The organism is Wolbachia endosymbiont of Wiebesia pumilae, from assembly GCF_017869285.1.
GTDB classification, from domain to species: Bacteria; Pseudomonadota; Alphaproteobacteria; order Rickettsiales; family Anaplasmataceae; genus Wolbachia; species Wolbachia pipientis.
This window is the reverse complement of the sequence record NZ_CP054557.1, coordinates 721023-743613: the sequence shown is the minus strand read 5'-3', so window position 1 is coordinate 743613 and position 22591 is coordinate 721023. Positions and strand designations below refer to the sequence as shown.

The 22591-nt window shown below is 36.1% G+C and carries 25 protein-coding genes, 3 tRNA genes and 1 pseudogene; 14 read left to right on the top strand and 15 right to left on the bottom strand.

Annotation, left to right across the window (positions count from 1 at the left end; translation table 11 throughout):
- Window positions 1-85 precede the first annotated feature (85 nt).
- From rpmF to HUB92_RS03845, 3 genes are read left to right on the top strand one after another with little or no spacing between them, the layout of a single operon-like run.
- On the top strand, window positions 86-268 hold the full coding sequence (gene rpmF, locus HUB92_RS03855) for a 50S ribosomal protein L32 (RefSeq protein WP_010962967.1): 183 nt from the start codon (window positions 86-88) through the stop codon (window positions 266-268).
- A gap of 10 nt (window positions 269-278) precedes the next feature.
- Window positions 279-1316, top strand: coding sequence for a phosphate acyltransferase PlsX (gene plsX / locus HUB92_RS03850; RefSeq protein ID WP_209473375.1), 1038 nt, complete (start codon window positions 279-281; stop codon window positions 1314-1316).
- A complete protein-coding gene (locus tag HUB92_RS03845) occupies window positions 1309-2265 on the top strand; it encodes a beta-ketoacyl-ACP synthase III (RefSeq protein ID WP_209472442.1) in 957 nt (318 codons plus the stop codon). Before plsX ends, HUB92_RS03845 begins: the two co-directional genes overlap by 8 nt.
- 20 nt (window positions 2266-2285) lie before the next feature.
- On the opposite strand, the gene HUB92_RS06970 is transcribed toward HUB92_RS03845, so the two are convergent.
- The 4 genes from HUB92_RS06970 to mnmE all read right to left on the bottom strand — a co-directional run bounded on the left by HUB92_RS06970 (window position 2286) and on the right by mnmE (window position 5868).
- On the bottom strand, window positions 2286-2408 hold the full coding sequence (locus HUB92_RS06970) for a hypothetical protein (protein WP_255317430.1): 123 nt from the start codon (window positions 2406-2408) through the stop codon (window positions 2286-2288).
- Between the two features lie 613 nt (window positions 2409-3021).
- Window positions 3022-4038, bottom strand: coding sequence for an NAD(P)/FAD-dependent oxidoreductase (locus HUB92_RS03840; RefSeq protein ID WP_038199260.1), 1017 nt, complete (start codon window positions 4036-4038; stop codon window positions 3022-3024).
- A 168-nt stretch (window positions 4039-4206) separates the two neighbouring features.
- A tRNA-Ser gene (locus HUB92_RS03835) sits at window positions 4207-4294 on the bottom strand.
- Between the two features lie 47 nt (window positions 4295-4341).
- The gene (gene mnmE, locus HUB92_RS03830; RefSeq protein ID WP_010082336.1) at window positions 4342-5868 is read right to left on the bottom strand and encodes a tRNA uridine-5-carboxymethylaminomethyl(34) synthesis GTPase MnmE; all 1527 of its coding nucleotides are present in this window, start codon (window positions 5866-5868) and stop codon (window positions 4342-4344) included.
- Window positions 5869-5999: 131 nt separating this feature from the next.
- Here mnmE and nuoI point away from each other — a divergent pair, with 131 nt between their 5' ends.
- From nuoI to infC, 4 genes are all read left to right on the top strand, one after another.
- Window positions 6000-6482 carry an NADH-quinone oxidoreductase subunit NuoI gene (gene nuoI / locus HUB92_RS03825; RefSeq protein ID WP_209472440.1) on the top strand — a complete coding sequence of 161 codons (483 nt, stop codon included), beginning with the start codon at window positions 6000-6002 and terminating at the stop codon, window positions 6480-6482.
- 115 nt (window positions 6483-6597) lie between these two features.
- A complete protein-coding gene (locus HUB92_RS03820) occupies window positions 6598-6885 on the top strand; it encodes a hypothetical protein (protein ID WP_010962961.1) in 288 nt (95 codons plus the stop codon).
- On the top strand, window positions 6878-8779 hold the full coding sequence (gene thrS, locus HUB92_RS03815) for a threonine--tRNA ligase (protein WP_010962960.1): 1902 nt from the start codon (window positions 6878-6880) through the stop codon (window positions 8777-8779). The genes HUB92_RS03820 and thrS overlap by 8 nt, the downstream gene beginning before the upstream one ends.
- A 12-nt stretch (window positions 8780-8791) precedes the next feature.
- Complete coding sequence (infC, locus tag HUB92_RS03810) at window positions 8792-9310, top strand: translation initiation factor IF-3 (protein WP_006279610.1); 519 nt, start codon at window positions 8792-8794, stop codon at window positions 9308-9310.
- A gap of 28 nt (window positions 9311-9338) precedes the next feature.
- On the opposite strand, the gene nuoF is transcribed toward infC, so the two are convergent.
- Both nuoF and HUB92_RS03800 read right to left on the bottom strand, forming a co-directional pair.
- A complete protein-coding gene (gene nuoF / locus HUB92_RS03805; RefSeq protein WP_209472438.1) occupies window positions 9339-10592 on the bottom strand; it encodes an NADH-quinone oxidoreductase subunit NuoF in 1254 nt (417 codons plus the stop codon).
- Between the two features lie 19 nt (window positions 10593-10611).
- Window positions 10612-10684, bottom strand: a tRNA-Lys gene (locus HUB92_RS03800).
- A 341-nt stretch (window positions 10685-11025) separates the two neighbouring features.
- On the opposite strand from HUB92_RS03800, the gene HUB92_RS03795 reads away from it, so the two are divergent.
- The 6 genes and pseudogenes from HUB92_RS03795 to HUB92_RS03770 all read left to right on the top strand — a co-directional run bounded on the left by HUB92_RS03795 (window position 11026) and on the right by HUB92_RS03770 (window position 13956).
- Window positions 11026-11101 (top strand) — tRNA-Ala (locus tag HUB92_RS03795).
- A 212-nt stretch (window positions 11102-11313) separates the two neighbouring features.
- Window positions 11314-11616, top strand: a complete 303-nt coding sequence (locus tag HUB92_RS03790; RefSeq protein ID WP_244663034.1) for a hypothetical protein — start codon at window positions 11314-11316, stop codon at window positions 11614-11616.
- Between the two features lie 37 nt (window positions 11617-11653).
- Complete coding sequence (locus tag HUB92_RS03785; RefSeq protein WP_209472420.1) at window positions 11654-12604, top strand: IS481 family transposase; 951 nt, start codon at window positions 11654-11656, stop codon at window positions 12602-12604.
- Window positions 12591-13034: pseudogene (locus HUB92_RS06810) on the top strand (MgtE intracellular N domain protein); the annotation flags it as partial. The gene HUB92_RS03785 and the pseudogene HUB92_RS06810, both read left to right, overlap by 14 nt.
- An 82-nt stretch (window positions 13035-13116) precedes the next feature.
- Window positions 13117-13422, top strand: a complete 306-nt coding sequence (locus HUB92_RS03775) for a hypothetical protein (protein ID WP_209472436.1) — start codon at window positions 13117-13119, stop codon at window positions 13420-13422.
- Window positions 13423-13521: 99 nt separating this feature from the next.
- Window positions 13522-13956 carry a hypothetical protein gene (locus HUB92_RS03770; protein WP_209472434.1) on the top strand — a complete coding sequence of 145 codons (435 nt, stop codon included), beginning with the start codon at window positions 13522-13524 and terminating at the stop codon, window positions 13954-13956.
- Between the two features lie 70 nt (window positions 13957-14026).
- Here HUB92_RS03770 and ccmE read toward each other — a convergent pair whose 3' ends face one another.
- The 9 genes from ccmE to HUB92_RS03725 all read right to left on the bottom strand — a co-directional run bounded on the left by ccmE (window position 14027) and on the right by HUB92_RS03725 (window position 21902).
- Window positions 14027-14419 carry a cytochrome c maturation protein CcmE gene (ccmE, locus tag HUB92_RS03765; RefSeq protein WP_174515681.1) on the bottom strand — a complete coding sequence of 131 codons (393 nt, stop codon included), beginning with the start codon at window positions 14417-14419 and terminating at the stop codon, window positions 14027-14029.
- Entirely contained in the window at window positions 14403-14540 is a 138-nt protein-coding gene (locus HUB92_RS03760; protein WP_209472432.1) for a CcmD-like small membrane protein, read from the bottom strand. Before HUB92_RS03760 ends, ccmE begins: the two co-directional genes overlap by 17 nt.
- Window positions 14537-15409 carry a biotin--[acetyl-CoA-carboxylase] ligase gene (locus HUB92_RS03755; protein ID WP_209472430.1) on the bottom strand — a complete coding sequence of 291 codons (873 nt, stop codon included), beginning with the start codon at window positions 15407-15409 and terminating at the stop codon, window positions 14537-14539. The genes HUB92_RS03760 and HUB92_RS03755 overlap by 4 nt, the downstream gene beginning before the upstream one ends.
- Window positions 15410-15413: 4 nt before the next feature.
- On the bottom strand, window positions 15414-16799 hold the full coding sequence (locus HUB92_RS03750; protein ID WP_209472428.1) for an NADH-quinone oxidoreductase subunit N: 1386 nt from the start codon (window positions 16797-16799) through the stop codon (window positions 15414-15416).
- Complete coding sequence (locus HUB92_RS03745; protein ID WP_209472426.1) at window positions 16796-18238, bottom strand: complex I subunit 4 family protein; 1443 nt, start codon at window positions 18236-18238, stop codon at window positions 16796-16798. Before HUB92_RS03745 ends, HUB92_RS03750 begins: the two co-directional genes overlap by 4 nt.
- Window positions 18239-18241: 3 nt before the next feature.
- The gene (gene nuoL / locus HUB92_RS03740) at window positions 18242-20089 is read right to left on the bottom strand and encodes an NADH-quinone oxidoreductase subunit L (protein ID WP_022626390.1); all 1848 of its coding nucleotides are present in this window, start codon (window positions 20087-20089) and stop codon (window positions 18242-18244) included.
- A 4-nt stretch (window positions 20090-20093) separates the two neighbouring features.
- Window positions 20094-20402: an NADH-quinone oxidoreductase subunit NuoK gene (gene nuoK, locus HUB92_RS03735; RefSeq protein WP_010962953.1), complete on the bottom strand. Its 309-nt coding sequence runs from the start codon at window positions 20400-20402 to the stop codon at window positions 20094-20096.
- Window positions 20393-20980, bottom strand: a complete 588-nt coding sequence (locus tag HUB92_RS03730) for an NADH-quinone oxidoreductase subunit J (protein WP_209472424.1) — start codon at window positions 20978-20980, stop codon at window positions 20393-20395. The genes nuoK and HUB92_RS03730 overlap by 10 nt, the downstream gene beginning before the upstream one ends.
- 155 nt (window positions 20981-21135) lie before the next feature.
- Window positions 21136-21902 (bottom strand): IS5 family transposase gene (locus HUB92_RS03725; protein WP_410543338.1). Its coding sequence is split into 2 segments (ribosomal slippage): window positions 21136-21575 and window positions 21575-21902, totalling 768 coding nucleotides; the frame shifts between segments, so codons are not numbered across the junction.
- Here HUB92_RS03725 and HUB92_RS03720 point away from each other — a divergent pair.
- Window positions 21877-22587 carry a hypothetical protein gene (locus HUB92_RS03720; protein WP_209472422.1) on the top strand — a complete coding sequence of 237 codons (711 nt, stop codon included), beginning with the start codon at window positions 21877-21879 and terminating at the stop codon, window positions 22585-22587. The two genes, HUB92_RS03725 and HUB92_RS03720, sit on opposite strands and share 26 nt — an antisense overlap.
- The last annotated feature ends 4 nt before the right edge of the window (window positions 22588-22591 follow it).

The window sequence follows — 22591 nt, the reverse complement described above, 5'->3', positions numbered from 1 at the left end:
CCTTACTTATTTTACTATCCCTGTTTACTTCCTGTAAAAAACATGTTACTAATGTATTGTATTTTGTAGTAGAATGGAGGAAATTTTGGCAGTTCCAAAAAGAAAAAAGTCAAAGTCAAGGCGTAATATGCATCGTTCTCATCATGCTATTGAGCCTAAGAATGTTGTGGTATGTTCAACAACTGGGGAATTCATGTTGCCTCATAACGTAGCAGTTGATGGCAGTTACAAAGGAAAACGGGTTTTCATCAAGCAACAGGCAGAGTGACTATTATGATATGTTACCTACGGTCAATAATAATATAGTTATTGCACTTGACGCTATGGGGGGCGATTTTGCGCCTCTTTCCGTAATTCAGGGTGCTGGTTTTTTTTTAGACAACCTTGTTGACCCAGGCATTAAAGTTTTTTTTCATATTTATGGAGATAAGGAAGAAGTATCTCCTTTGCTTTTGAAATATAAAAAAGTAAGTAACAATTCTGAATTTACTCATTGTTCTGACAATGTCCTTGCAAATGATAAGCCATCTTTTGCACTGAGGCATCGTAAAGACTCAAGTATGAAAGCTGCCATTGAGGCAGTAAAAAAAGGTAAAGCTTTCGGAGTGGTGTCTTCAGGCAACACCGGAGCATTGATGGCAATTTCCAGATTTATTTTAGGAACATTACCAAACATTTATCGTCCTGCTATTGCCTCTATCTGTCCAACTAAGACAAAAAGCTTCGCTTTGCTTGACCTTGGTGCAAATGTTGATTGTAATGCCGACTCATTATTTCAATTTGCGTTAATGGGTAGTATATTTGCAAAAATAGCATTAAAAATTGACAATCCTGAAGTTGCTTTGCTAAATATCGGCACAGAAGAAGTTAAAGGTAATGACTCAGTGCGCGGCGCTTTTGAGTTGCTTAAAAACGCTCCAGGCATTAATTTCAAAGGGTATATAGAGGCAAGTGAATTTTTAGAGGGTAATATAGATGTGATTGTTGCTGATGGTTTTGTTGGCAATGTAATGCTCAAAACGGCTGAGGCAACCGCTAGTACCTTTATCAATCTAATAAAGCAGGAAGTATTCAATTCGTGGATAGCGAAAATGCTTGTTGGTATATTGTTAAAATCCAAACTAAATAAAGCTTTAACGCGTTTTAATCCCAAAATTAGAAGTGGAGCTATGTTTTTAGGGCTGAATGGTATCATCATTAAAAGTCATGGAAATTCTGATGCTATTTCTTTTGCCCATGCCATAAAATTTGCAGTAAATGCAATTAGTGAAAATTTAAATCAAAAGATAATTAACGGGGTAAGTCATATTGAATAAAAGTTTCATATTAAGCACTGGATCTTACCTACCAAGAAAAATGTTGAGTAACAACGAAATTGCATCGATAGTTGAGACGAGCGATGAATGGATAAGGCAGAGAACAGGAATAGTTCAAAGGCATATAGCAGATGAAGGAGAACTAACGTCAGATCTAGCTGTAAATGCAGCAAAAAGTGCTATAGAAAAAGCTAAAATTTCAGTAGATGAAATTGACTTGATTATAGTTGCTACAACAACTCCTGATAAAACTTTTCCTAGCTGTGCAACGATTGTACAAAGTAAGTTAAAATGTAAAAACGCATTTGCTTTTGATGTACAAGCAGCATGCTCTGGTTTTATATATGCAGTTACAGTTGCTGATTCGCTCATAAAATCTAACAATAGAATTAAATATGCATTGGTTATAGGTGCTGAAATAATGTCTAGGATTGTTGATTGGGAAGATAGGTCAACTTGTGTACTCTTTGGTGATGGTGCTGGTGCAGTGGTGATGAAATCAGAAATGGGTAGAAGCGGCATCATATCAACAAACTTATACTCTGACGGCAATGTGGACATACTATGTACGAACGGAGGGGTATCCTCTACTGGTGATTCTGGAAAAATATACATGAATGGAAGAGAAGTGTTTAAACATGCAGTGGATAAGTTAACAGCCTTAATAGAGGAAACTCTGAAATGCAATAATTTGAAAATTACTGATATTGACTGGCTAATTCCCCATCAAGCAAATATTCGTATTATTGAAGCAGTAGTAAAGAAGTTAGATTTCCCTATAGAGAAAGTGATTAATACTGTTGATAAGCATGCAAATACCTCAGCGGCATCAATTCCACTAGCACTTGATTATGCAATACAAAAATCAAAAATAAAATTAGGAAACCTGGCACTGCTGATTTCAATAGGTGCAGGCCTAACCTGGGGTTCTGTGTTGCTGCACTATTAGACTTCCTGCATTACCTCCTGTCATCCAAGTACCCTCTTTGTCATTCCAGTGCCTCTTTCTCCTGTCATCCCAGTGCCCCCTTTTGTCATCCCAGTAGCCCCTTCGGTGTCATTCCAGTCTGGAATCCAGTTCTTATTGTACATTCACCTGGTGTAAAGTTAAGTTTCCTGGATCCCAGTGTCAGCTACTCGGATGACAAAAAAAGGAGCACTGGAATGACAGCAGTCCTACGTCATACCGCGATTCATTCGCGGTATCTCTAGATCCCGCTAACAAGCAGCGGGATGACGGTTGTCGTTTAGCCACAAATATTTAAGAAATTTACCAAATGAAAAAAAAGGCAAAAGAAACCCTGGGGTTATTATCCGCTTTAAAATATTGGCGTTTTTTATGTTTTAAACGCTTGACAAGCGAGATTAAGCTGCTTTTAATTGCAACTAACTTACGCTGCAAACGTTTAAGAAATTTACTAAGCAGAAAAAAAGACAAAGAATCCCCGAGTTAGCTAGTCTTTTACTATCTCTGTCGAGTATTGGCATTTTTTGATGTCTTGTAACGCTTTGTAAGCGCGTCCAGCTTATTTAGATAAAAATCTAGATGTAGATGAAGTTTTGTAAAGACATACAGTATCTATATACTGCAAAAAATTGAACATAAGACGCCGATACATTAAGTAATCCTTACCTTTTAATCTGCAGATTGGCGAAAGCAAATACAATAGCTTCAGTTTCATGATAAGGGAGCTGGCGAGGTTTGTCAAGGAAGTTTTTCTTTCCCGTGAATTCCCTTTGAGGTTGAATATTGAAAATTAACCGGAGAGTTGTGGATTACTTTGTATATGTCATAACAAGCCATGGCGCTCTCAGCAAAACCATTTAGTATTAATTTTAGTTTGCCTGAATAAATAGCTATATCTCCGATTGCATATATCCTATCTCTACTGGTTTTAAGTGTAGCTGGGTCGACAACTATGCGGCTATGTTCTAACTGTATACCCCAATTGTTTATTGGACCAAGATTCATTGACAGTCCAAAAAATGGCAGCAAAAAATCAGCGGATATTTCTTTTTCTTCCTTAGAGGCAATGTTTTTTACTATCACTGCGCTCAACTGCCCATTACCTCCTGCTAGTTCGTGTAATTGATATGGCACTACCAGTTCTATTTTTCCATCAATTTCAAGTGATTCTAATTTATTTCTAGTTTCAGGAGTGCAGCGAAATTCCTTTCTCCTATGTATCACATAAATTTTCTTCGCAACTTTAGAAAGTTCTACAGTCCAATCAGCCGCAGAATCACCCCCACCTGCAATGACTATAGTTTTGTCCTGAAAATCAGAAATTTTATTTACACTGTAAAATACAGATTTATTTTCATATTCTAATATACCACTTAAGGGTGGACGGTTAGGTTCAAACATTCCGTTACCTGCAGCAACAATAACGGCTTTGCATTTTACCTCTGTACCTATGTTCGTTATGACAGTAAAGCTTTCACCTTCGTTATTTGAAATCTTTTCCACTTTTTGACTTAAATGGTAAACAGGCTTAAATGGCGAAGATTGCTCCATTAGTTGCTCAATTAATTTTTGGGCAGTGATTACAGGATAACCAGGTATATCATATATTGGCTTTTCTGGGTAAAGAGCTGTGCATTGTCCTCCTGCTTGATCCAAAACATCTATTATATGACATCTCATATCAAGCATTCCCGCTTGAAAAGCAGTGAATATTCCAACAGGTCCTGCACCTATTATTACTATATCGGTTTTCATATTCAGATGGTGATCTATTTATAGATATTAGCTTTCTTTGCTAACAAGGTCAATTTACAAAGGGATGTATTTTTAAAAGATGTGGCTAGATTAGACAAGATTTCCAGCGTTATGAACCACATAGTCCAAATAAGCTCTAAAAATCAGCTAGCATAGCGAGATGCTGTGCGGACGGAATGGGATTCGAACCCATGGTACGCTCATCACGTACGTCAGTTTTCAAGACTGGTGCCTTAAACCGCTCGGCCATCCGTCCATTTCTTTTCTATCACAACATTTGATTTTAAGCAATCTATAAAAGCTTTACTTGCCCACGCAAAAGTTGCTAAACACACTACTCAATATTTCCTCAACATCAATAATTCCAATCACCGCACCAAGTTCAAATGCAGCAAGCCTCAAATCTTCAGATATCAACTCAATTGGATTATCGATATTAAAACGTTGTAAATGTTCCAGTGCTTTCTTCATGTGATTCCTATGTCTTTGCCGAGTGATTACAGGAGTGTCTCTATCATGCCCAAATTTTTCCTCTGCCTTCTCTTTTATGAGAGAGATCAATTTGTTTGTACCTATTTCCTTTAGAATAGAAATGGGTAAAAGATCTATGCCATTAATTTTTATATTGTGATTATTGATAACATCGTCAGCTTTGCTCAATACATAAATGGTGTCATTTTGGTCTGATGTCATGCAAGTAGCTGACACTGGAATCCAGCTATGAACATTGTTTTCAGCACATGTTTCTAGAATCCATTGTCTATTGCATAATTTGCAAGTATTTTTATATCTGGATCCCAGTGTCAAGCACTGGGATGACACCGTTTGTTGATTACAATATTTGCATAGTTGTGTGTCAACGACAGATGGTATATTGCCTGTGGCTTGATAATTGACATCGTGTCGTTGTTCAAAAGGAAATAGCTCTATTCTTAAATCAGCTTCAAAAGACCTCTTTTTCGCTCGACTTATACCTTCTAATTCTATTGGATCTGAACTTTCACGAATTCCAGCAGTATCAGAGAGAATGATTGGGTATCCGCCAATGTCAATATGAGCTTCAAGTATATCTCTTGTTGTGCCTGCATATTCAGAAACAATAGCAATATCACGCTTGGCTAAGAAATTAAACAGAGTTGATTTACCGACATTTGGTTCACCAGTTATTACAATATGTAAACCCTCACGCAACCTTTCGCCCCGTCTATTATCATTTAAATGCTCTTGTATCAACTGCACGAGAGATTGCACTTCATTATTAATTTTTTCCAATTCACTTTTTTCTGCCCAAATGTCCTCTGGAAAGTCTATATATGCTTCGATTTTGGATTGTATCGTTATTAATCTTTGCCTCCAATTGCTGTATAGTCTCTCCAATTCTCCTGATATCTGCTTAATCGCTTGTTTAGCTTGCATTTTCGTCTCAGCATCAATTAAGTCTGCAATCCCTTCTATTTGCGTTAAGTCAAATTTACCATTTAGAAAAGCCCTAAGTGAGAATTCTCCAGGCTTGGCCATAACGAAAACTTTTGATAATTCCTCCAAGATGATTTTTATAACTGCCTTGCTTCCATGCACTTGTAACTCTATAACGTCCTCGCCAGTGAAACTGTTTGGAGCAGGGAAATAGATGATTATTCCATTATCTATCAATTGACTGGAATCATCATATAGATCAACTAAAGTAGCAAATCTTGGTTTAATTTCTTTCTTAATATGAAAATGATTTAAAGCTTTAAGCGCGTAGTTGCCTGAAATTCTGATTACTGCAACTCCTGACTTACCAAATACGGTCGATAAAGCGAAAATAGTTTCATTTGTGTTTGTCATTATTTATATAAACTACTTAGCAATATTACACTTAAGAAACCAAAATACCTAAAAAGTCACCCAGGTGAAAATATTTATTTTGAAAACTGATAATATGATTTATAATGACTGACACAAGTTTTAAATATTTTATGCTCAAGAAATTAGCTTGGTACTGGTCTTTTGTAGAGTTAATTAAAGGGTTTGTTATTACATTAAAATATATGTTTAAGCCAAAGGTTACTTTGAGGTATCCTATGGAGAAGGGCCCTTTAAGTCCAAGGTTTCATGGTGAGCATGCGTTGCGTAGGTATCCAAACGGTGAAGAACGATGCATAGCTTGTAAATTATGTGAAGTTATCTGCCCTGCTCAAGCAATAGTTATTGAAGCAGAGGAAAGAGAAGACGGTAGTCGCCGCACCACGCGCTATGATATTGATATGACAAAATGCATATACTGCGGACTTTGCCAAGAGGCATGTCCAGTTGATGCAATTGTTGAAGGTCCTAACTTTGAGTTTGCTACTGAAACAAGAGAGGAGCTAATGTACAATAAAGAAAAGTTATTGCGTAATGGTGAAGTTTGGGAAGACGCAATTGCACTCAGGTTAAAAAAGAATAGGCCTTATTATTAATGTTCAGAGCTTATAACCCTGTTATCCATTATGATTTAGGGGCAGTGCCCACTAGGGGTGGTGTCATCCCAGTAGCTGATACACAACTGTACGAACATTTGTTTGCGAGGGCAGTATGTTAAATGTTATAGCCTGTTTTGCCTCAAACACAAAGGTGTCATCCCAGTGCTTGACACTGGGATCCAGTAAAATTGATTGTGAACAAGCACACTATGCAACATTTTCAATGAAATTACAAAAAAGCTGGATTCCAGTGTCAAGCACTGGGATGACACCATTTGCTGTGCAATTTACCTTCGAAAATGAATGTTCGTATGGCTATGTGCGTGACACTGGGATGACACCGTTGGAAGAAGCAAACCGCCTTCAAGCTACATGTCCGTATAGGTTTATTTATGGTTAGGGTTACTTTTTCAACCGAACAAAAAGTAAAAGAATACAGTGGTAAAGTCACTGGCTTTGATATATTACAACCGGATGCTTTGAAAGAAGTAGTTGCATTGAAAGTAAATGGTGAGCTATATGACCTCTCACGTGAAATTGAAGCTGATGCAGAGATAGAGGTGATACAACTGAGTGACGAAGTGGGTTTAGATATAATAAGGCATGATGCTGCTCATATAATGGCGCAGGCAGTGAAAGAGCTATTTCCTAATACTCAGATTACTATCGGCCCAACAATTCAGGACGGTTTTTACTATGATTTTGCTACAGATCGTACCTTCACTACGGACGATCTTACCGCAATAGAAAAGAAAATGAAAGAGATTGTAAAAAGTAACCACAGATTTGTTCGAGAAGTTTGGACTCGCAAGCAGTCAGTTGATTTCTTTAGTGGTATAGGCGAAAAATATAAGGTTGATATTATCTCATCCATACCAGAGGGTGAAAACCTAACTGTTTATAGGCAAGGTGATTTTGTTGACCTATGCCGTGGTCCGCACTCACCATCAACCGGTAGAGTTAAAGCGTTTAAACTTATGAAAGTAGCGGGTGCATACTGGCGTGGTGATTCTAAGGGCCCAATGTTGCAGCGAATATATGGCACAGCATGGGGAAATAAGGATGAATTAAACGCTTACCTTGAGTGCCTCAAAGAAGCAGAAAAACGTGATCACCGCAAAATTGCTAAGGATATGGATTTATTTCACATTCAAGAGGAAGCTGTTGGGCAGGTTTTTTGGCATGAACAAGGATATATTCTATATAATGTTCTTGAGTCTTACATCAGAAAGAAGCTAATAAATAATGGCTATTTTGAGGTAAAAACTCCTATTTTAGTAAGTAAAGAGCTGTGGGAAAGATCTGGACATTGGGATAAGTTTCGTGAAAATATGTTTATTGTTGACGAATCTGAGAATAAAAAGTTAGCAATAAAACCCATGAATTGTCCTTGTCATGTGCAGATTTTTAATTCTCACACCAGGAGCTACCGTGATTTACCAATACGTATGGCAGAGTTTGGCACATGCCATAGAAATGAAAGCTCAGGCTCATTGCACGGACTGATGCGAGTGCGTGGTTTTACGCAAGACGATGCACACATTTTTTGTATGGAAGAACAAGTGAATTCTGAGACTATAAAGTTTTGTGACCTTTTAAAAGAAGTATATTCAGAGCTTGGATTTAATGAAATTTCTGTGAAATTTTCAGACCGTCCAGATATTAGAGCAGGTAATGATGAAGTGTGGGATAGAGCTGAAAAAGCGCTGCTTGAAGCCGTTAAAGAAGCGGGCTTGAGTTATAAACTTAACCCTGGTGAAGGTGCATTTTATGGTCCAAAGTTAGAGTTCGTTTTGAAAGACGCAATAGGCAGAAATTGGCAATGTGGAACATTACAAGTTGATTTCATTTTACCAGAACGTCTGGGAGCTTTTTATATAGGGGCAGATGGGCACAAGCATCACCCTGTCATGTTACATAGGGCAATTCTTGGGACTTTTGAGCGTTTTATCGGAATTTTGATAGAAAATTATGCAGGAAAATTTCCAGTTTGGCTTGCTCCAACGCAACTTGCTATTCTGACCATTACAAATGAAGCTGACGGTTACGCCACAGAAATTAGCAATATTTTAAAAGAACAAGGTGTGAGAGTCAAGACTGATTTGACCAATGAAAAAATTAGTTATAAGATACGTTTGCATAGTTCAAACAAGGTTCCTATATTGTGGATTGTAGGCAAAAATGAAGTTACAAGTAAAACTGTGTCAGTAAGAAATTTAGGATCGGAAAGACAGGAGTCTTTTTCTTTGGAAAAGGCTAATGAATCGCTGTTAAAAAGTATTAATTTGAATTAAGGGAGTTAAAGTTTGCAAGTTAAAAAGAACAATAAAAACAGAATTAATGGATTTATCACAGCTAAGGAGGTACGCTTAGTTGATCATAGTGGTGAAATGGTCGGAATCGTGCCAATAGAACGAGCTTTGGAATTTGCACAGGGTGTTGGTTTAGACTTGGTGGAAATTGCACCTGATTCAACCCCTCCAGTATGTAAAATTCTGGATTATAGCAAGCAAAAGTATGATATAAAAAAGAAAGCAAGTGAAGCAAAAAAGAAACAAAAAACATTAACTATAAAAGAAATTAAACTGGGTCCCAATATTGGTGATCACGATTACGGAACAAAATTGCGTCAAGCAAGAGACTTACTTGCCCACGGACATAAAATTAAAGTCACAATGAGATTTAGAGGGAGAGAGCTTATAAACACTGAAGTTGGACTGGAAAAATTAGAACGGCTAATTCGAGACACTGAAGATATCGCAAAGGTAGAATTGGCACCTAAAAGAGAAGGGAATCAATATTTTTTAGCTCTGGTTGCTAAGTAGCAAAACGGCTTAAGAAGTATAAGTAAAGTTAAATTATCGCTCTCTCTTTGATAACATGGCGAAAATGTCTTATTAATCCTTGAATCGGCCAAGCTGCAGCATCGCCAAGTGCGCAAATTGTATGTCCTTCTATTTGAGTTGTAAGGTCAAGCAGCTTATCTATTTCATCAGGCTTAATATCTCCTGCCACCATCCTCTTCATAATCCTCCACATCCATCCAGTACCTTCACGGCATGGTGTGCATTGTCCACAGGACTCATGCATATAAAAGTGTGATAACCTCTCTATTGCAGCTATTATATCAGTTGATTTATTCATCACTATTACAGCAGCAGTACCAAGCCCTGATTGTGCAGTTCTTAATGAATCAAAATCCATTTCAATAGTATCACATATAGATTTTGGAATTAATGGCACTGAAGACCCACCAGGTATTACAGCAAGTAAATTATCCCAACCTCCTCGCACTCCACCTGCGTATTTTTCAATTAATTCACGTAATGGAATTCCGAGCTCTTCTTCAACATTACACGGGTTGTTTACGTGCCCTGAAATACAAAAGACCTTGGTACCAGTATTATTTGGTTTACCAAGAGATGCAAACCATTCTCCTCTGCGATTCAGAATATCTGGAACCATGGCTATAGTTTCAACGTTGTTTATTGTGGTTGGGCAGCCAAAAAGTCCAACACCTGCGGGAAATGGAGGCTTCATGCGAGGAAAGCCCTTTTTTCCTTCAATTGATTCGAGTTGAGCTGTTTCTTCCCCACATATGTAAGCTCCTGCGCCCCTATGGATAAACACATCAAGATCATAACCTGATTTGCAGGCATTTTTTCCAATTAAACCTTCTTTATAGGCTTCCTCAAGTGCTTTTTTTAGAACTAAATATTCATTATAAAATTCACCCCTGATATAAATATATGCAACTGATGCGCTGATCGCTTTGCCGGCCAGGAGAATTCCCTCAAGTAACTTATGTGGCTCATATCGCAATATATCTCTATCTTTACATGTACCAGGTTCTGACTCATCTGCATTGACTACTAAATATGCTTTTGGGAGATTTTTGGGCATAAAGCTCCACTTAAGGCCGGTGGAAAATCCTGCACCCCCTCGACCTCTCAAACCAGATTTCTTTACTTCATCAATGATCTTTTCTGATCCTAAATCCAGTAATTCCTTTGTTTTTTGCCAGCTACCACGTTTTTTTGCACCCTCAAGTAGTGGAGTTCCTTTACCATTTAGGTTGGTGAATATTTTGTCTTGTTCTTTTAGCATGTTTTTCAAAATTTGTGAGTGATCCCGACGCGATTCGAACGCGTGACCCACTGATTAAAAGTCAGTTGCTCTACCGGCTGAGCTACGGGATCATTTCATTTTTCAGCTATACTAAACATCAATACAGTTTTTATCCGTTTTAATCAAACTAAAATTTTCATGTGTGGTTAAATAAATTATATAATATACTGCGTTAGTGATAATTTAGTTAAAAAATCTATGAATAATTTAAAAAAATTTCCAAAGGAAAACTTCTTGTTAATTTTCAGTTCACAGATTTATTTGGATGGTGTGACGTATAACGCTAAGGAGACAAAAAAATAGAGAAGTGTGTACACCCTGCAGAATTTGTACACTATTTAGCAATAGCCTAATAGATAAATATTTCTTGCATTTCAGCCTGAGTGATTTATGCTTTAAGCAAGAATTACCTGGGGGTATAGCTCAGCTGGTAGAGCATCTGTTTTGCACGCAGAAGGTCAGCGGTTCGATCCCGCTTGCCTCCACCAGTCTATACAGCTCTAGCCGCCACAAAACCTGTCAAAGCAGCTTATTTTAATCTATGAGGATTTTATACTATTTCCCTGAAAATCTCTATTTCTTTTCGTAACTTTTCTCTACACAAGTAATGTTGGTTATTACAATTGTAATATATACTAACTTAACAATAAATTAATCAATAAATGTTAGAATACTAACAATTAATTTATTGGTAACGCCTATGAGTGGAAAAAAGCATGTTTTTAAGATGATACCTGGAAAAGAGGTGTTTAGAAAAACCCCGACTACAAGGATAAAGTGGCCTGAAGGTAATGATCCTACAATGCCTATTAAAAAAGTTGAGCTTGTATCGCTGGATGATAAAAACGATGTAGTACTAGGCTTATTGCCTATAAAACTTTGCAGCAGTTCTTGCCTAGACAGTTACATATGTCTGGAGGAAGAAAATGAAGGAAATCTGGTAGCCAAAGATTATAAAAGTGATTCTAACTTAGATGTACAGTCCCAGAGTGTGATGGTATGATAAAATATGAGAAAAAAATACCATCAAAGGAGGAGTTATGGGACAAATATTGCATGGGTGCGCCAAAACAACACAGACGATTCGTAGAGCAATACAAAATAGAAAAGAGAGCATAGCAAAACTCTCCAAGCATTATAACCTTAATCCAAAAACTATTATTAAGTGGAGAAAACGTTCATTTACGAAAGATGCTGATATGGGTCCAAAGCGTCCAAGATCGACTGTTTTAACGCTAGAAGAGGAAGCTATAATAGTTACATTTCGCAAGTATACACTACTGCCACTAGATGATTGCCTTTACGCTCTGCAGTCTACAATTCCGCATTTGACTCGCTCTAGCTTGCATCGTTGTTTACAAAGACACAACATTAGCAGATTACCAACTGTTGATGGAGAAGTTAAGTCAAAAAAGAAATTCAAACAATATCCTATCGGTTACTTTCATATTGATATTGCTGAAGTTAGAACTGAGGAGGGCAAATTACATTTGTTTGTTGCTATTGATAGGACATCCAAATTTACCTATGTTGAGTTGCGTAACAGTGCTACAAAACCCATAGCTGCTGAGTTCTTACGTAATTTGATTAGAATTTTACCGTATAAAATCCATACTATTTTGACAGATAACGGTATACAATTTACAAACCAGAAGCGTCATAAGTATGCTTTCCAACATATATTTGATAGAGTTTGCGAAGGGAATGTTATTGAACATCGTTTGACAAAAGTTAGCCATCCTTGGACGAATGGGCAAGTCGAGCGTATGAATAAAACTTTAAAGGATGCTACAGTTAAGAAGTATTACTATCAATCGCACCAGCAACTTAAAGAACACCTTTATAACTTTGTTATGGCTTATAATTATGCAAAGAGACTCAAAACTCTTAAGGGTCTTACTCCTTATGAATTTATATGTTATCAGTGGACACAGTCTCCAGAATTATTTATACTAAATCCACACCATCACACTCTGGGACCATACATCTGAGAAACTCGAAGCAATTGCTCAGGATTTAACTGATTCTAATAGGATCCAGATTATCATTAAGTCTTTAGTTGATAACCCAGACAAACTTCAAGCTTTTGCTTGCAATATGTCTAATGAGCAGTTTAAAGAACTTTTGGATAACGTAGGTGCAGAAGAGCTTAAAGAGATTATTCACAAACTGCCTTATGAGAAAGTGACAGCTGTGATTGGTGATCTCAGCAATCAAGATCAGTCTAAAGCTATTATTGATGCATTAAAAGGGAAACTTGATGAACAAAATGAAAAACAAAAGGAAATCCTTGAGCTGATTAAGAAACTTGGAGATTCTGCTGATGAACCTAAATGGGAGGGCCCTCTTCAAAACGCCAATGCTGAACTAATGGTAATGGAAGAGTACTTTCAGACTGGATACGAAGTATTGTTGAGCTAAATATTTATGGGTTTGAAAAGAGCTTTTTATATTTCTATAGTTGATTTTATTTGAAATTTTAAATTTTAATGAGGTAGTTTATATGGCCAATGAACCAAAAATTATAAGTAAAGTTACCCTTGCAAAACCGACAAATTACGAAACGAATAAAGATAAAAATGCGAAAGTTAGTTATACTCATAGTGTTATTGATAAACTGATTGAAAGTATGAATGACGGACTTGTTGTGCAAGTAAATACTAACTTGCATGGAGAACAAGAAGAAGTCAATCAACTGATTGAAGACGTTGGTAATGTAGATAGTGGTTTAGTACAGAGCCTGAATAACTTACAGACAAGAGTAAAAGAATTAGAAGACAATACCACTAGTGAACCAGATTGGGGTTAAACTGGAAAGAGTAATAGTCTCTAGGCTATTACTTTCTCCACATACCATTTCAATGTAGCTGAGTTGATTTTAAAAGTATAATTTTTTATAGAAGTTAATATGAGTAATTACAGTGTAAAAGAAAGCGAAAGCAACTTTGAATTAATAAGCGAAATAGGCGGAGATAACCCTAGAGTAATAGACGACATAGAGGTCAAAATTAAGCCTAAATCTTTTGAGAGCGATAAAGAAAAGAATGCATCGGTCAATTACGTTCACAAAATTCTAGATAAACTAATCGCAGATTTAAACGACACATTTGTTCCTAAATTGAATAATGAGCTGAAGGATCGTCAAGATGAAGTGGATCTATTGTATAAAGATTTAGATAGGCTTGAGATGATAGCTATAGAGGCTGAGAAGGATTATAAAATTTTGGAAGGAAACCTTAACAACCTAAAAGAAGAGGTTGAAAAATTAAAAACAGGAACAATTGGTGGTGATAATATGATGAATGGGAAGCACCAACTCACTCTGATATATTGTAGTAGTTAGGAAAGTCACAGCTTGCTAGCAGGCTGTTACTCTCTCTACATACTATTTCAATATAGCCAGATTAAGGAATCTATTTTAAAACTTTCGGCATATAGTTCTCATCATGTTTTGCAAACACCGTATCTGCAAGAAAGGTATTATTATCAGACATTTTACCTTGCACAACAACACCACTTTTTTCTGAAAACATCGGTGGAAGTATTCCCTGGTATTTTACCACAACGCTTTTGTTAAAATCTGTCATTTGAAAAACTACTTCACTTTCGCTCCGTATCACACTATCTTCAACAACCATTCCACCAACACGGATTGGCTTTTGACTATTTGGTAAAACTATTGCCTCACTTACTGTATAGAAAAATGAGATATTTTCTTTGAGCGTTGTTAAAATAAAAAAGACTATGCAGCTTAAAAAGCAGAAAATTCCTGAAGTTATAAGTAATCGCTTATGTTTCTTCTTCATTATTATCTTTCAGGCTTTCTAGAATTTTTTTACTTTTAGTATAGCAAGAAATGGTAAAAATTAGCTCTCCAACAATCAGCGTGAAACTAATAAGGTAAGCAAAAATTACATATGTATTCATAATGCACTGCCAATAAATAACTCACCTGCATCAAAATAAATTAAGCTTCCATCCTTTTGCTGCAACACCAATTTACCACTTTTATCTATATCAGCAAAAATTCCTTCATACAATTTGTCAGCTAACTTTACACTGATTTGCTCATTCATTTTGAATGCTTTTTTTAACCACATTTCTCTTATAGCATAAAACCCATCAAATAGCCATTGCTTTCTTAGCTTATTAAAATTTATTATTAATTCCTTTAACAGATCTATGTTAGACACAGACTCACCGTAATTGCTAATGCACGTTGTTCCTGGAAGTGGTGCATGACTGACATTAATTCCAATTCCTATAATGAGCCAATTCGAATTGGATCTTTTTTCAAGCAATATTCCGCTTATTTTCTTGCCATCAATAAGGGCATCATTTGGCCACTTATACTGGAGATTTAGACCATTTATAAATGACAGTATAGTATTTCCAACAGCAAGAGCAGTAACAAAAGTCAATTCTGTTAATTTGCTAACATCCGCAATTTTATTCACCAAACCCTTCTCTGTCATCCCAATGCCCTCTGATGTCATCCCAGTGCTTGACACTGGGATCCATTCTTCTTTTTTTCTAGATTCCAGCGTCACGCGCTGGAATGACACCGAAAGCTGGCTTTCATTCAGATAATCGTTAAAGAGGTTTATCACCAAACTCGCATAAAAATTACCCTCTGGAGAAACCCAACTTTTTCCGGTGCGCCCCCTGCCTTCTGTTTGTTTATCGGCAATAATAACGGTTTCATTTGATATTCCTTTATCAATTAAATCCAACGCTTCTTTATTAGTGCTTGAAACTTCTTTGTAATGATGAATATGAAAGCCCTCAGGGATCACCTTGTCAGCCCTTTAGTTCAATGAGTGAGTAAAGATCTTCTACATACAAGAAAAGAACGAGGTTGATCAGTGAAGCCACTGAAGTGATAATGAATAGACCCTTAGAATAAGCAACCTTATTACCACTAGCTTTATCAAAATACATAACTTTCATGATATTTAAATAATAGTAGCATGATATCACACTCGCTATTACAAGGATCAAGGACAGGCTGATAAAGCCAGAATTTATTAAACTTTTGAATATAAAAAATTTAGCGAAAAACCCAGCAAGTGGAGGTATTCCCGACATTGAGAGTAACAGCACAGAAAGATGAAATGCTACAATTGGGCGTTTCTTCCCTATACCAGATAAATTTGCAATATCACAATCGTCATCGTCAATTTGTACGAGATATGAGAATAGCCCTATGCTTGTGATGATATATATCACCAGATACATTAAGGCACTATCTGTTCCTGCTTGTGTAAAAATAGAAAGTGAAGCAAATATAAAACCAATGTGACCAATTGAACTGTAAGCAAGCAGCCTTTTTAAGTTTTGCTGACGTAAGGCCCCAAAAGCTGAGATAAGCACAGACAATGCTGAAACGTATAAGAAAATAGGCTGAACATAACTTTTTACATTTACTAACTCTTCATTCATCAATCGAATTAAAAATGTTACAAGTGCAGCTTTTGGGGCCGTAGAAAAAAACGCAGTTACTATGGTAGGTGCACCTTGATAGACATCTGGAGCCCACATATGAAAAGGAGCAATAGCAAGCTTGAAACACAAACCAATTAGGACAAAGACTAACCCAAAAACTATTCCATAAGTTATCTGATGGTTTTGCAAGAATGAACCGAGCTCAGAGAAATTGACTTGTCCTGTATATCCATAAAGCAGCGACATTCCATATAGCATAATGCAGGAAGATAATGCACTGAGTGTAAAATATTTCACTCCTGCTTCACATGAATAAATCGAATCTTTATTAAAGCTCGCAAGAACATACAAAGATATACTCATCAACTCAAAAGCTAAATAAAAAGAAATCAGACTATTTGCTGAAACCAAAGTTATCATGCCAAATAGCGCAAAAAGAATCAGCATTGAAAATTCATACTTATAGTCATATTTTGATAAATTCAGCATCAAAAGTATTAAAATTCCTGTGCTGAGAATTAACCCTTGGGCTGACCTGATGTATAAATTGAGTTTTAACAACGAATTAAAGAGAAAAATTTCATTGTTTTCTGCCGAAAGAATTAAAATAATCAAAGTTACCACTGTGCAGCCAAGTGCTAATAAGTTGATAGTTCTGCGGTTAAATATAATCCCAAGCAGCAGCAACACTAACGAGGAGATAATAGAGAACGTTTCCGGCAATATCTGTATATAATTCATAGCGCATTATATTTGACTAACAAATTTGCCATACATGGCTTCAAATAATTCAGTGCAAGGGTTGGGTAAAATCCAAGCAAAATAACAAACACTGCAAGCAGAATTAAGACAGAAAATTCTATGCTATCCAAACGGTTATTTAATAATTTAGAATAGCTAACCCCCCATATTATTTGCTTACATAAATTCAGCATATAAACTGCGCTTAAAATAGTGCCAAGTGTGATAAATCCTGTAAAAAACCCTATGCTCTTAAACATTCCAACCATAGCCAAAAACTCACCTGCGAACCCAGATGTTCCAGGTAGCCCTATTGAAGCCATTGAAAATAAAATGAACATAAAACCAAATTTTGGCATTGTGTTTACTATGCCAAAATATTTTGCAATCTCCAAAGTTCCAGTTCGAGTATATAGCATTCCAACACATAAAAATAAAGCAGCAGAAATAAGGCCATGACTAATCATTTGAAATATGCTACCCAGTACTCCTTCCTCACAAAATGAAAAGAGGCCAGCAGTAACGATCCCCATATGTGCTATTGAAGAATAAGCTATTAACTTCTTTATATCATCTTGAGCAAACGCAACTAGAGAAGCATATATCACCGCAATAATGCTCAGCACAACAACGAAATTTGAAAAATACAAACTTGCCTGAGGAAGCATTGGAATAGAAAACCTTAAAAATCCATATCCCCCCATTTTAATAAGCAAGCCAGCTAAAATCACAGATCCAGAAGTTGGTGATTGCACATGTGCATCAGGAAGCCAAGTGTGAAATGGAAACATCGGTACTTTTATTGCAAAAGAAATAAAAAATGCAATCCACAGCAATGACTGCACTTCAAGATCAAGGCTTGGCACTAATGTAGCTAATTTTTGTATATTAAACGTTCCAAAAATGTTATAGATGTAAACCAATCCAAGTAGAAATAATAATGAGCCAGTTAATGTATAAAGAAACAACTTAAACGTTGCATATACCCTGTGTTTTCCTCCCCAGATGCCAATAATAAAGAACATTGGTATTAAAACAGCTTCAAAAAACACATAAAAGCTTATAGCATTCAGTGAAACGAAAAAACCGACTACAAAACTCTCAAGCAGTAGAAACAATGCCATATAGGCTTTTAGGGTCGTATAACTCATTTTGCAGTTGTAGAGTGTACAAATTACAAACAAGAAAGTTGTAAGCAGAAGGAAAAGCAACGATATACCATCTATCCCTATTCCAACATTTCTAATTGGGTAGCTGACAAACTGAAAGTCCGCATTGTTATAATCAAATTCTATACAAGCTACAATGCTAAGCAAAAATGGAAGTACAGCAAAAAATAGAGCAAGGAATCTTAAGTGTATAGATTGATGATTAATCCTGATTAAGGATAAAATCAACGCTCCTATCAGTGGAAGCAAGAATATACTAAGTAACAACACCTTCTATTTAATTCCAATAATATATAAAGCACCGATTATTAGAGTAACAAACATAATAAATGCATAATCAAATATATAACCAGTTTGTAACTTTATAGAACTTTTTGAACATTCATTAACCAACCTTACAACACCATTTGGTCCAAATGAATCAATAGCCTTAACATCAAACTTCCATAGAAGCCTAGATATAAACCTTATCGGTGCAATTATAACAAACTCATACACCTCATCAAAGTACCATTTATTCTGCAAAAACTTAAGTAAAAATTTACTCTTAATTTGCCTAATTACTTGATATTGGTAAATTAGGTACGCAAGTGCTATTCCACTTAGGCTTGCTAAGGTTGGCAGTAGTTTTATAAAGAAATTATGAACTCCATGCTCATCAATCATCACTAAACTTGATTTCCAAAACGCATTACTAGTTATGTTCAAAATATTTGCTCCCCATATTCCAGAAAATACTGATCCAAAAGCGAGTATCAGTAATGGTATAAGCATAATCTTTGGTGCCTCATGTATATTAATTTTACTTTGTTTTTGGCTGTGGAACACAAGAAGCAATAACCTCCAAGAGTAAAATGCTGTGAAGAATGCAACAACTAAGCTTATTACAAAAGCAAAGCTATCCGTGCTATAAGCATGTTCAATTATCAAATCCTTTGAATAAAAACCTGCAAATGGGAATATCCCAGAAAGCGCAAGAGATCCAATCCACATGAGAGCGTAAGTGCAAGGGATTTTCTTCCAGCAATTTCCCATTTTCTGAATGTTTTGCTCATGATGCATTGCATGAATTACATTGCCAGCACCAAGAAATAGTAGAGCTTTAAAAAAAGCGTGTGTCATTAAATGAAAAATAGCAACATTGTAAGCAGAAAGCCCACATGCCATGAACATATAACCAAGTTGACTGCAGGTTGAATAAGCAATTATTTTCTTTATATCGTTCTGAGTAATTGCAACGGTGGCTGCAAAAAAAGCAGTGAGTGCTCCAACGATAACTATTAATTCTCGTGCCACATTTGATAACTCAAACAATGGAGAACACTTTGCTACTAAAAATATACCTGCTGTTACCATCGTTGCTGCGTGAATAAGTGCAGAAACAGGAGTTGGCCCTTCCATTGCATCTGGCAACCAAACATGTAAACCAAGCTGTGCAGATTTACCCATACAGCCAATAAAAAGTAATATGCATATTATATGAGTTACTTTGAATTCACAGCAGAATGCCCTAATGTTCTGCGTGCCAAGAAGATCAGTTGTGTCAAAAACTTCAGTAAAATTCAAAGAGTGAAATGTATAATAAATAAGAAAGATTCCAATCAATAGTGCAAAGTCTCCTACCCTATTCACAACAAATGCTTTAATTGCTGCATTATTTGCAGAATATTTTTGGAACCAAAATCCTATGAGTAAATAAGAACATAGGCCAACCCCTTCCCAGCCAAAAAAAAGCTGCACGAAATTATCGCTTACAACCAGCACAATCATGCAAAACGTAAATAGCGATAGGTAAGAAAAAAACCTCGACTTCCCCTTATCATGCTCCATATAACCGATAGAGTAGAGATGTACTACCAGTGAAACGGTGGTAATAACAATAAGCATTAAGGATGAGAGAGCATCCACACTAATTGCCCAATTTACTTTTAAGATGCTCAATGAAAACAAAGGAAATAAACTCAAGTGATAATTTTCAGAGAAGGTGAGAAAAACATACCAAGATAAAACTGCAGATATTCCAATCCCTGCCGTTGTAACTAACTGACTTTTTCTAAAAAGTGCTGCAAATAGCGAACCAAAAAGTGGCAAAAATACTATTAATTTCAGTATATCCATCATACTTTCATTCTTTCATTAAATTTGCTTGTTCAACATCTATATTGCCACGGCTTCTATAATATACAACCAATATTGCAAGCCCAACTCCTGACTCTGCTGCCGCAACAGTCAACACAAACATCACAAAAATTTGCCCAACTATATCATTCATAAAGGCAGAAAAAGCAACTAGATTGATGTTAATCGCCAACAATAATATTTCTATTGATAACAATATATTGATTATGCTCTTACGGTTGATGAAAATACCGCACACCCCAACAGTGAACAAAATAGCAGCAACTATCAAAAAATGATTTAATCCTATTTCCATTCCACTCCTTTTCCAAATTTAGCCTTAACCAATTTTACAGATGAAGATTGCGTCAATTGCTTTAATACATTCTGTTTTTTAACTCCTTTTTTCTTGTCCTGCAAAGTAAGAGCAATTGCACCGACAATTGCAACAAGTAGCAAAATTCCAGAAAGATGAAAAGCGTACATGTAGTCAGTGTAGAGCAAATTACCGATAGCTTTCACGTTATTGGCATTATAGTTTATAACATTACTTATATTCAGCGTTGAGCTGCGGATTACAAAACTGATAATCAAAAAAAACACACCACACAATATAGCACCAAGAGTGAAATGCTTCGCAAAACCCTGGCGCAATCTTATGTAGTCAATATCGAGCATCATAACTACAAAGAGGAACAACACTGCAACTGCACCGATGTATACTATCAGTACCATCATAGCGATGAATTCAGCTCCAAGGAGAATGAAAAGCACTGCAGAGTTAACGAAGGTGAAAATTAAAAATAATATTGCATGCACAGGATTTCTTACACTAATTACGCATACAGCAGATAAAATGCTAAGAATTGCAAAAAAATAAAAGAAAAAAGGCATTGATACTTTAACTGCAACAATAGTTACTAATTTAAAGTGACTATCGTTGTAAAGTCAATATTATATTAAACGTTTGAAAACATTGTACTACAAAGCTCCAGCTCCATTTTAAATTATTATACAGAGCGCTTTCTAAGAACCTGTCTTGAAAGGAACTAAGCAGCTAATTTAGCAAGCATAATAGTAATCATATTAAAGGAGATATTAGTTTTTGAAGTAAGAGGAGAATGCTCATAATCCTTGCTCATACGTCTAAAATTGGAAAGCCAAGCAAAAGTTCTTTCAACAATCCACCGTTTAGGAATAACTTGAAATCCTACAGCATCAGCTGCTTTTTTAGTAATCGTCAATAAACATCCTGTTTTCAATAAACAGTAATTTTGCAATTTACCAATATATCCCTGATCAGCGAGAAACCTTTGTAGCGTTGAAGCTTTTCGTTTAGCTTGAGTAAAAAGATTTAGAGCACCATCACGATCTTGAATGCCTGCACTATGAACATCAGCTGTAATAATTAGGCCTATTGTATCCACAATGATGTGACGTTTTCTACCCTTTATTTTCTTGCCAGCATCATATCCTCTGGATCCCCTTTTTGAGTGGTTTTCACTGATTGACTGTCAATTATTCCTACCGAAGGTATTTCATTTTTGCCAACCATTTTTCTTACCTTTTTTACTAACATATCGTGTATTTCTTCCAATTTGCCACTATTACGCCACCTGAGAAAATAATCATACACCGTTTTCCATGGCGGAAAATCTTTTGGCAGCATTCTCCACTGGCAACCACCTTTCATTATGTATCTTATTGCATTAATAATTGTTCTAATATTGTACTTTCTTGGCCGTCCTACTGCACCTTGTGCAACACTTGGCTCCAAAATTTCCCATTCTTTGTCACTTATATCACTTGGATACATTTTTACCTACTATTTTTTACTTATCTCATCATATTCTCTTTCTCATTTCTTTTCAAGACAGGCTCTTAGAGGTGCAACTAATGGTAAGTTAAAAGATGCAAAAATGGACAACTCTACTTTCTACTTAGAGTATTCAGAGGATAGCATAATAGATGTCGCAAAGATAACAGATGGGGCAAGGAGCTTAGGGTTAACTCAAGGAAAAATAGAATACGGAAGAGATATAGTAAAGATCGGTAAAAGTGAGGTAGAAATTATAACGGAAAATGGCATAAGGCATTACACTAATCTTGCAGACAATAGTAATATAGTGTTAACTTTCTCTACTAGTTTAGGAGAATTAGAAGTTAATTTGTACCCTGACAAGCAAGATAAAATAATAGTAGAAGTTAGTAACAAAAAGGAAATACTGGAAAAGTTCAAAAATTGTAAAGAAGAATTAGGTGAGAATTGCTCGCTTGGTGGATATTGGGTCTACGATGCTATTAAACAGGGATATTTTGAAAGGTCTGGAAAACTTTGTCAATCTTTTGAAACAATTAGTCTATCTAAAAAAGTCTCAGAAGGAGTCAAAGCAGCGGTAAAAGGTTTAAAGTGTGGTGATATAGTGAGTTCTTCATCCAGTAATATATTTCCTCCAAAAGCGATTATGCAGGAAGGTAAAGCAAGAGTACCAGGAGCATGAACTC

What these genes read in the sequence shown, in the direction of transcription:
- plsX (WP_209473375.1), top strand. Translation starts at nt 279, where the DNA reads ATGTTACCTACGGTCAATAATAATATAGTTATTGCACTTGACGCTATG.
- HUB92_RS06970 (WP_255317430.1), bottom strand. Translation starts at nt 2,408, where the DNA reads ATGTACAATAAGAACTGGATTCCAGACTGGAATGACACCGAAGGGGCT.
- HUB92_RS03840 (WP_038199260.1), bottom strand. Translation starts at nt 4,038, where the DNA reads ATGAAAACCGATATAGTAATAATAGGTGCAGGACCTGTTGGAATATTC.
- mnmE (WP_010082336.1), bottom strand. Translation starts at nt 5,868, where the DNA reads ATGACAAACACAAATGAAACTATTTTCGCTTTATCGACCGTATTTGGT.
- nuoI (WP_209472440.1), top strand. Translation starts at nt 6,000, where the DNA reads ATGCTCAAGAAATTAGCTTGGTACTGGTCTTTTGTAGAGTTAATTAAA.
- HUB92_RS03820 (WP_010962961.1), top strand. Translation starts at nt 6,598, where the DNA reads ATGTTAAATGTTATAGCCTGTTTTGCCTCAAACACAAAGGTGTCATCC.
- thrS (WP_010962960.1), top strand. Translation starts at nt 6,878, where the DNA reads ATGGTTAGGGTTACTTTTTCAACCGAACAAAAAGTAAAAGAATACAGT.
- nuoF (WP_209472438.1), bottom strand. Translation starts at nt 10,592, where the DNA reads ATGCTAAAAGAACAAGACAAAATATTCACCAACCTAAATGGTAAAGGA.
- HUB92_RS03790 (WP_244663034.1), top strand. Translation starts at nt 11,314, where the DNA reads ATGAGTGGAAAAAAGCATGTTTTTAAGATGATACCTGGAAAAGAGGTG.
- HUB92_RS03785 (WP_209472420.1), top strand. Translation starts at nt 11,654, where the DNA reads ATGGGACAAATATTGCATGGGTGCGCCAAAACAACACAGACGATTCGT.
- HUB92_RS03775 (WP_209472436.1), top strand. Translation starts at nt 13,117, where the DNA reads ATGGCCAATGAACCAAAAATTATAAGTAAAGTTACCCTTGCAAAACCG.
- HUB92_RS03770 (WP_209472434.1), top strand. Translation starts at nt 13,522, where the DNA reads ATGAGTAATTACAGTGTAAAAGAAAGCGAAAGCAACTTTGAATTAATA.
- ccmE (WP_174515681.1), bottom strand. Translation starts at nt 14,419, where the DNA reads ATGAAGAAGAAACATAAGCGATTACTTATAACTTCAGGAATTTTCTGC.
- HUB92_RS03760 (WP_209472432.1), bottom strand. Translation starts at nt 14,540, where the DNA reads ATGAATACATATGTAATTTTTGCTTACCTTATTAGTTTCACGCTGATT.
- HUB92_RS03750 (WP_209472428.1), bottom strand. Translation starts at nt 16,799, where the DNA reads ATGAATTATATACAGATATTGCCGGAAACGTTCTCTATTATCTCCTCG.
- nuoL (WP_022626390.1), bottom strand. Translation starts at nt 20,089, where the DNA reads ATGATGGATATACTGAAATTAATAGTATTTTTGCCACTTTTTGGTTCG.
- nuoK (WP_010962953.1), bottom strand. Translation starts at nt 20,402, where the DNA reads ATGGAAATAGGATTAAATCATTTTTTGATAGTTGCTGCTATTTTGTTC.
- HUB92_RS03730 (WP_209472424.1), bottom strand. Translation starts at nt 20,980, where the DNA reads ATGCCTTTTTTCTTTTATTTTTTTGCAATTCTTAGCATTTTATCTGCT.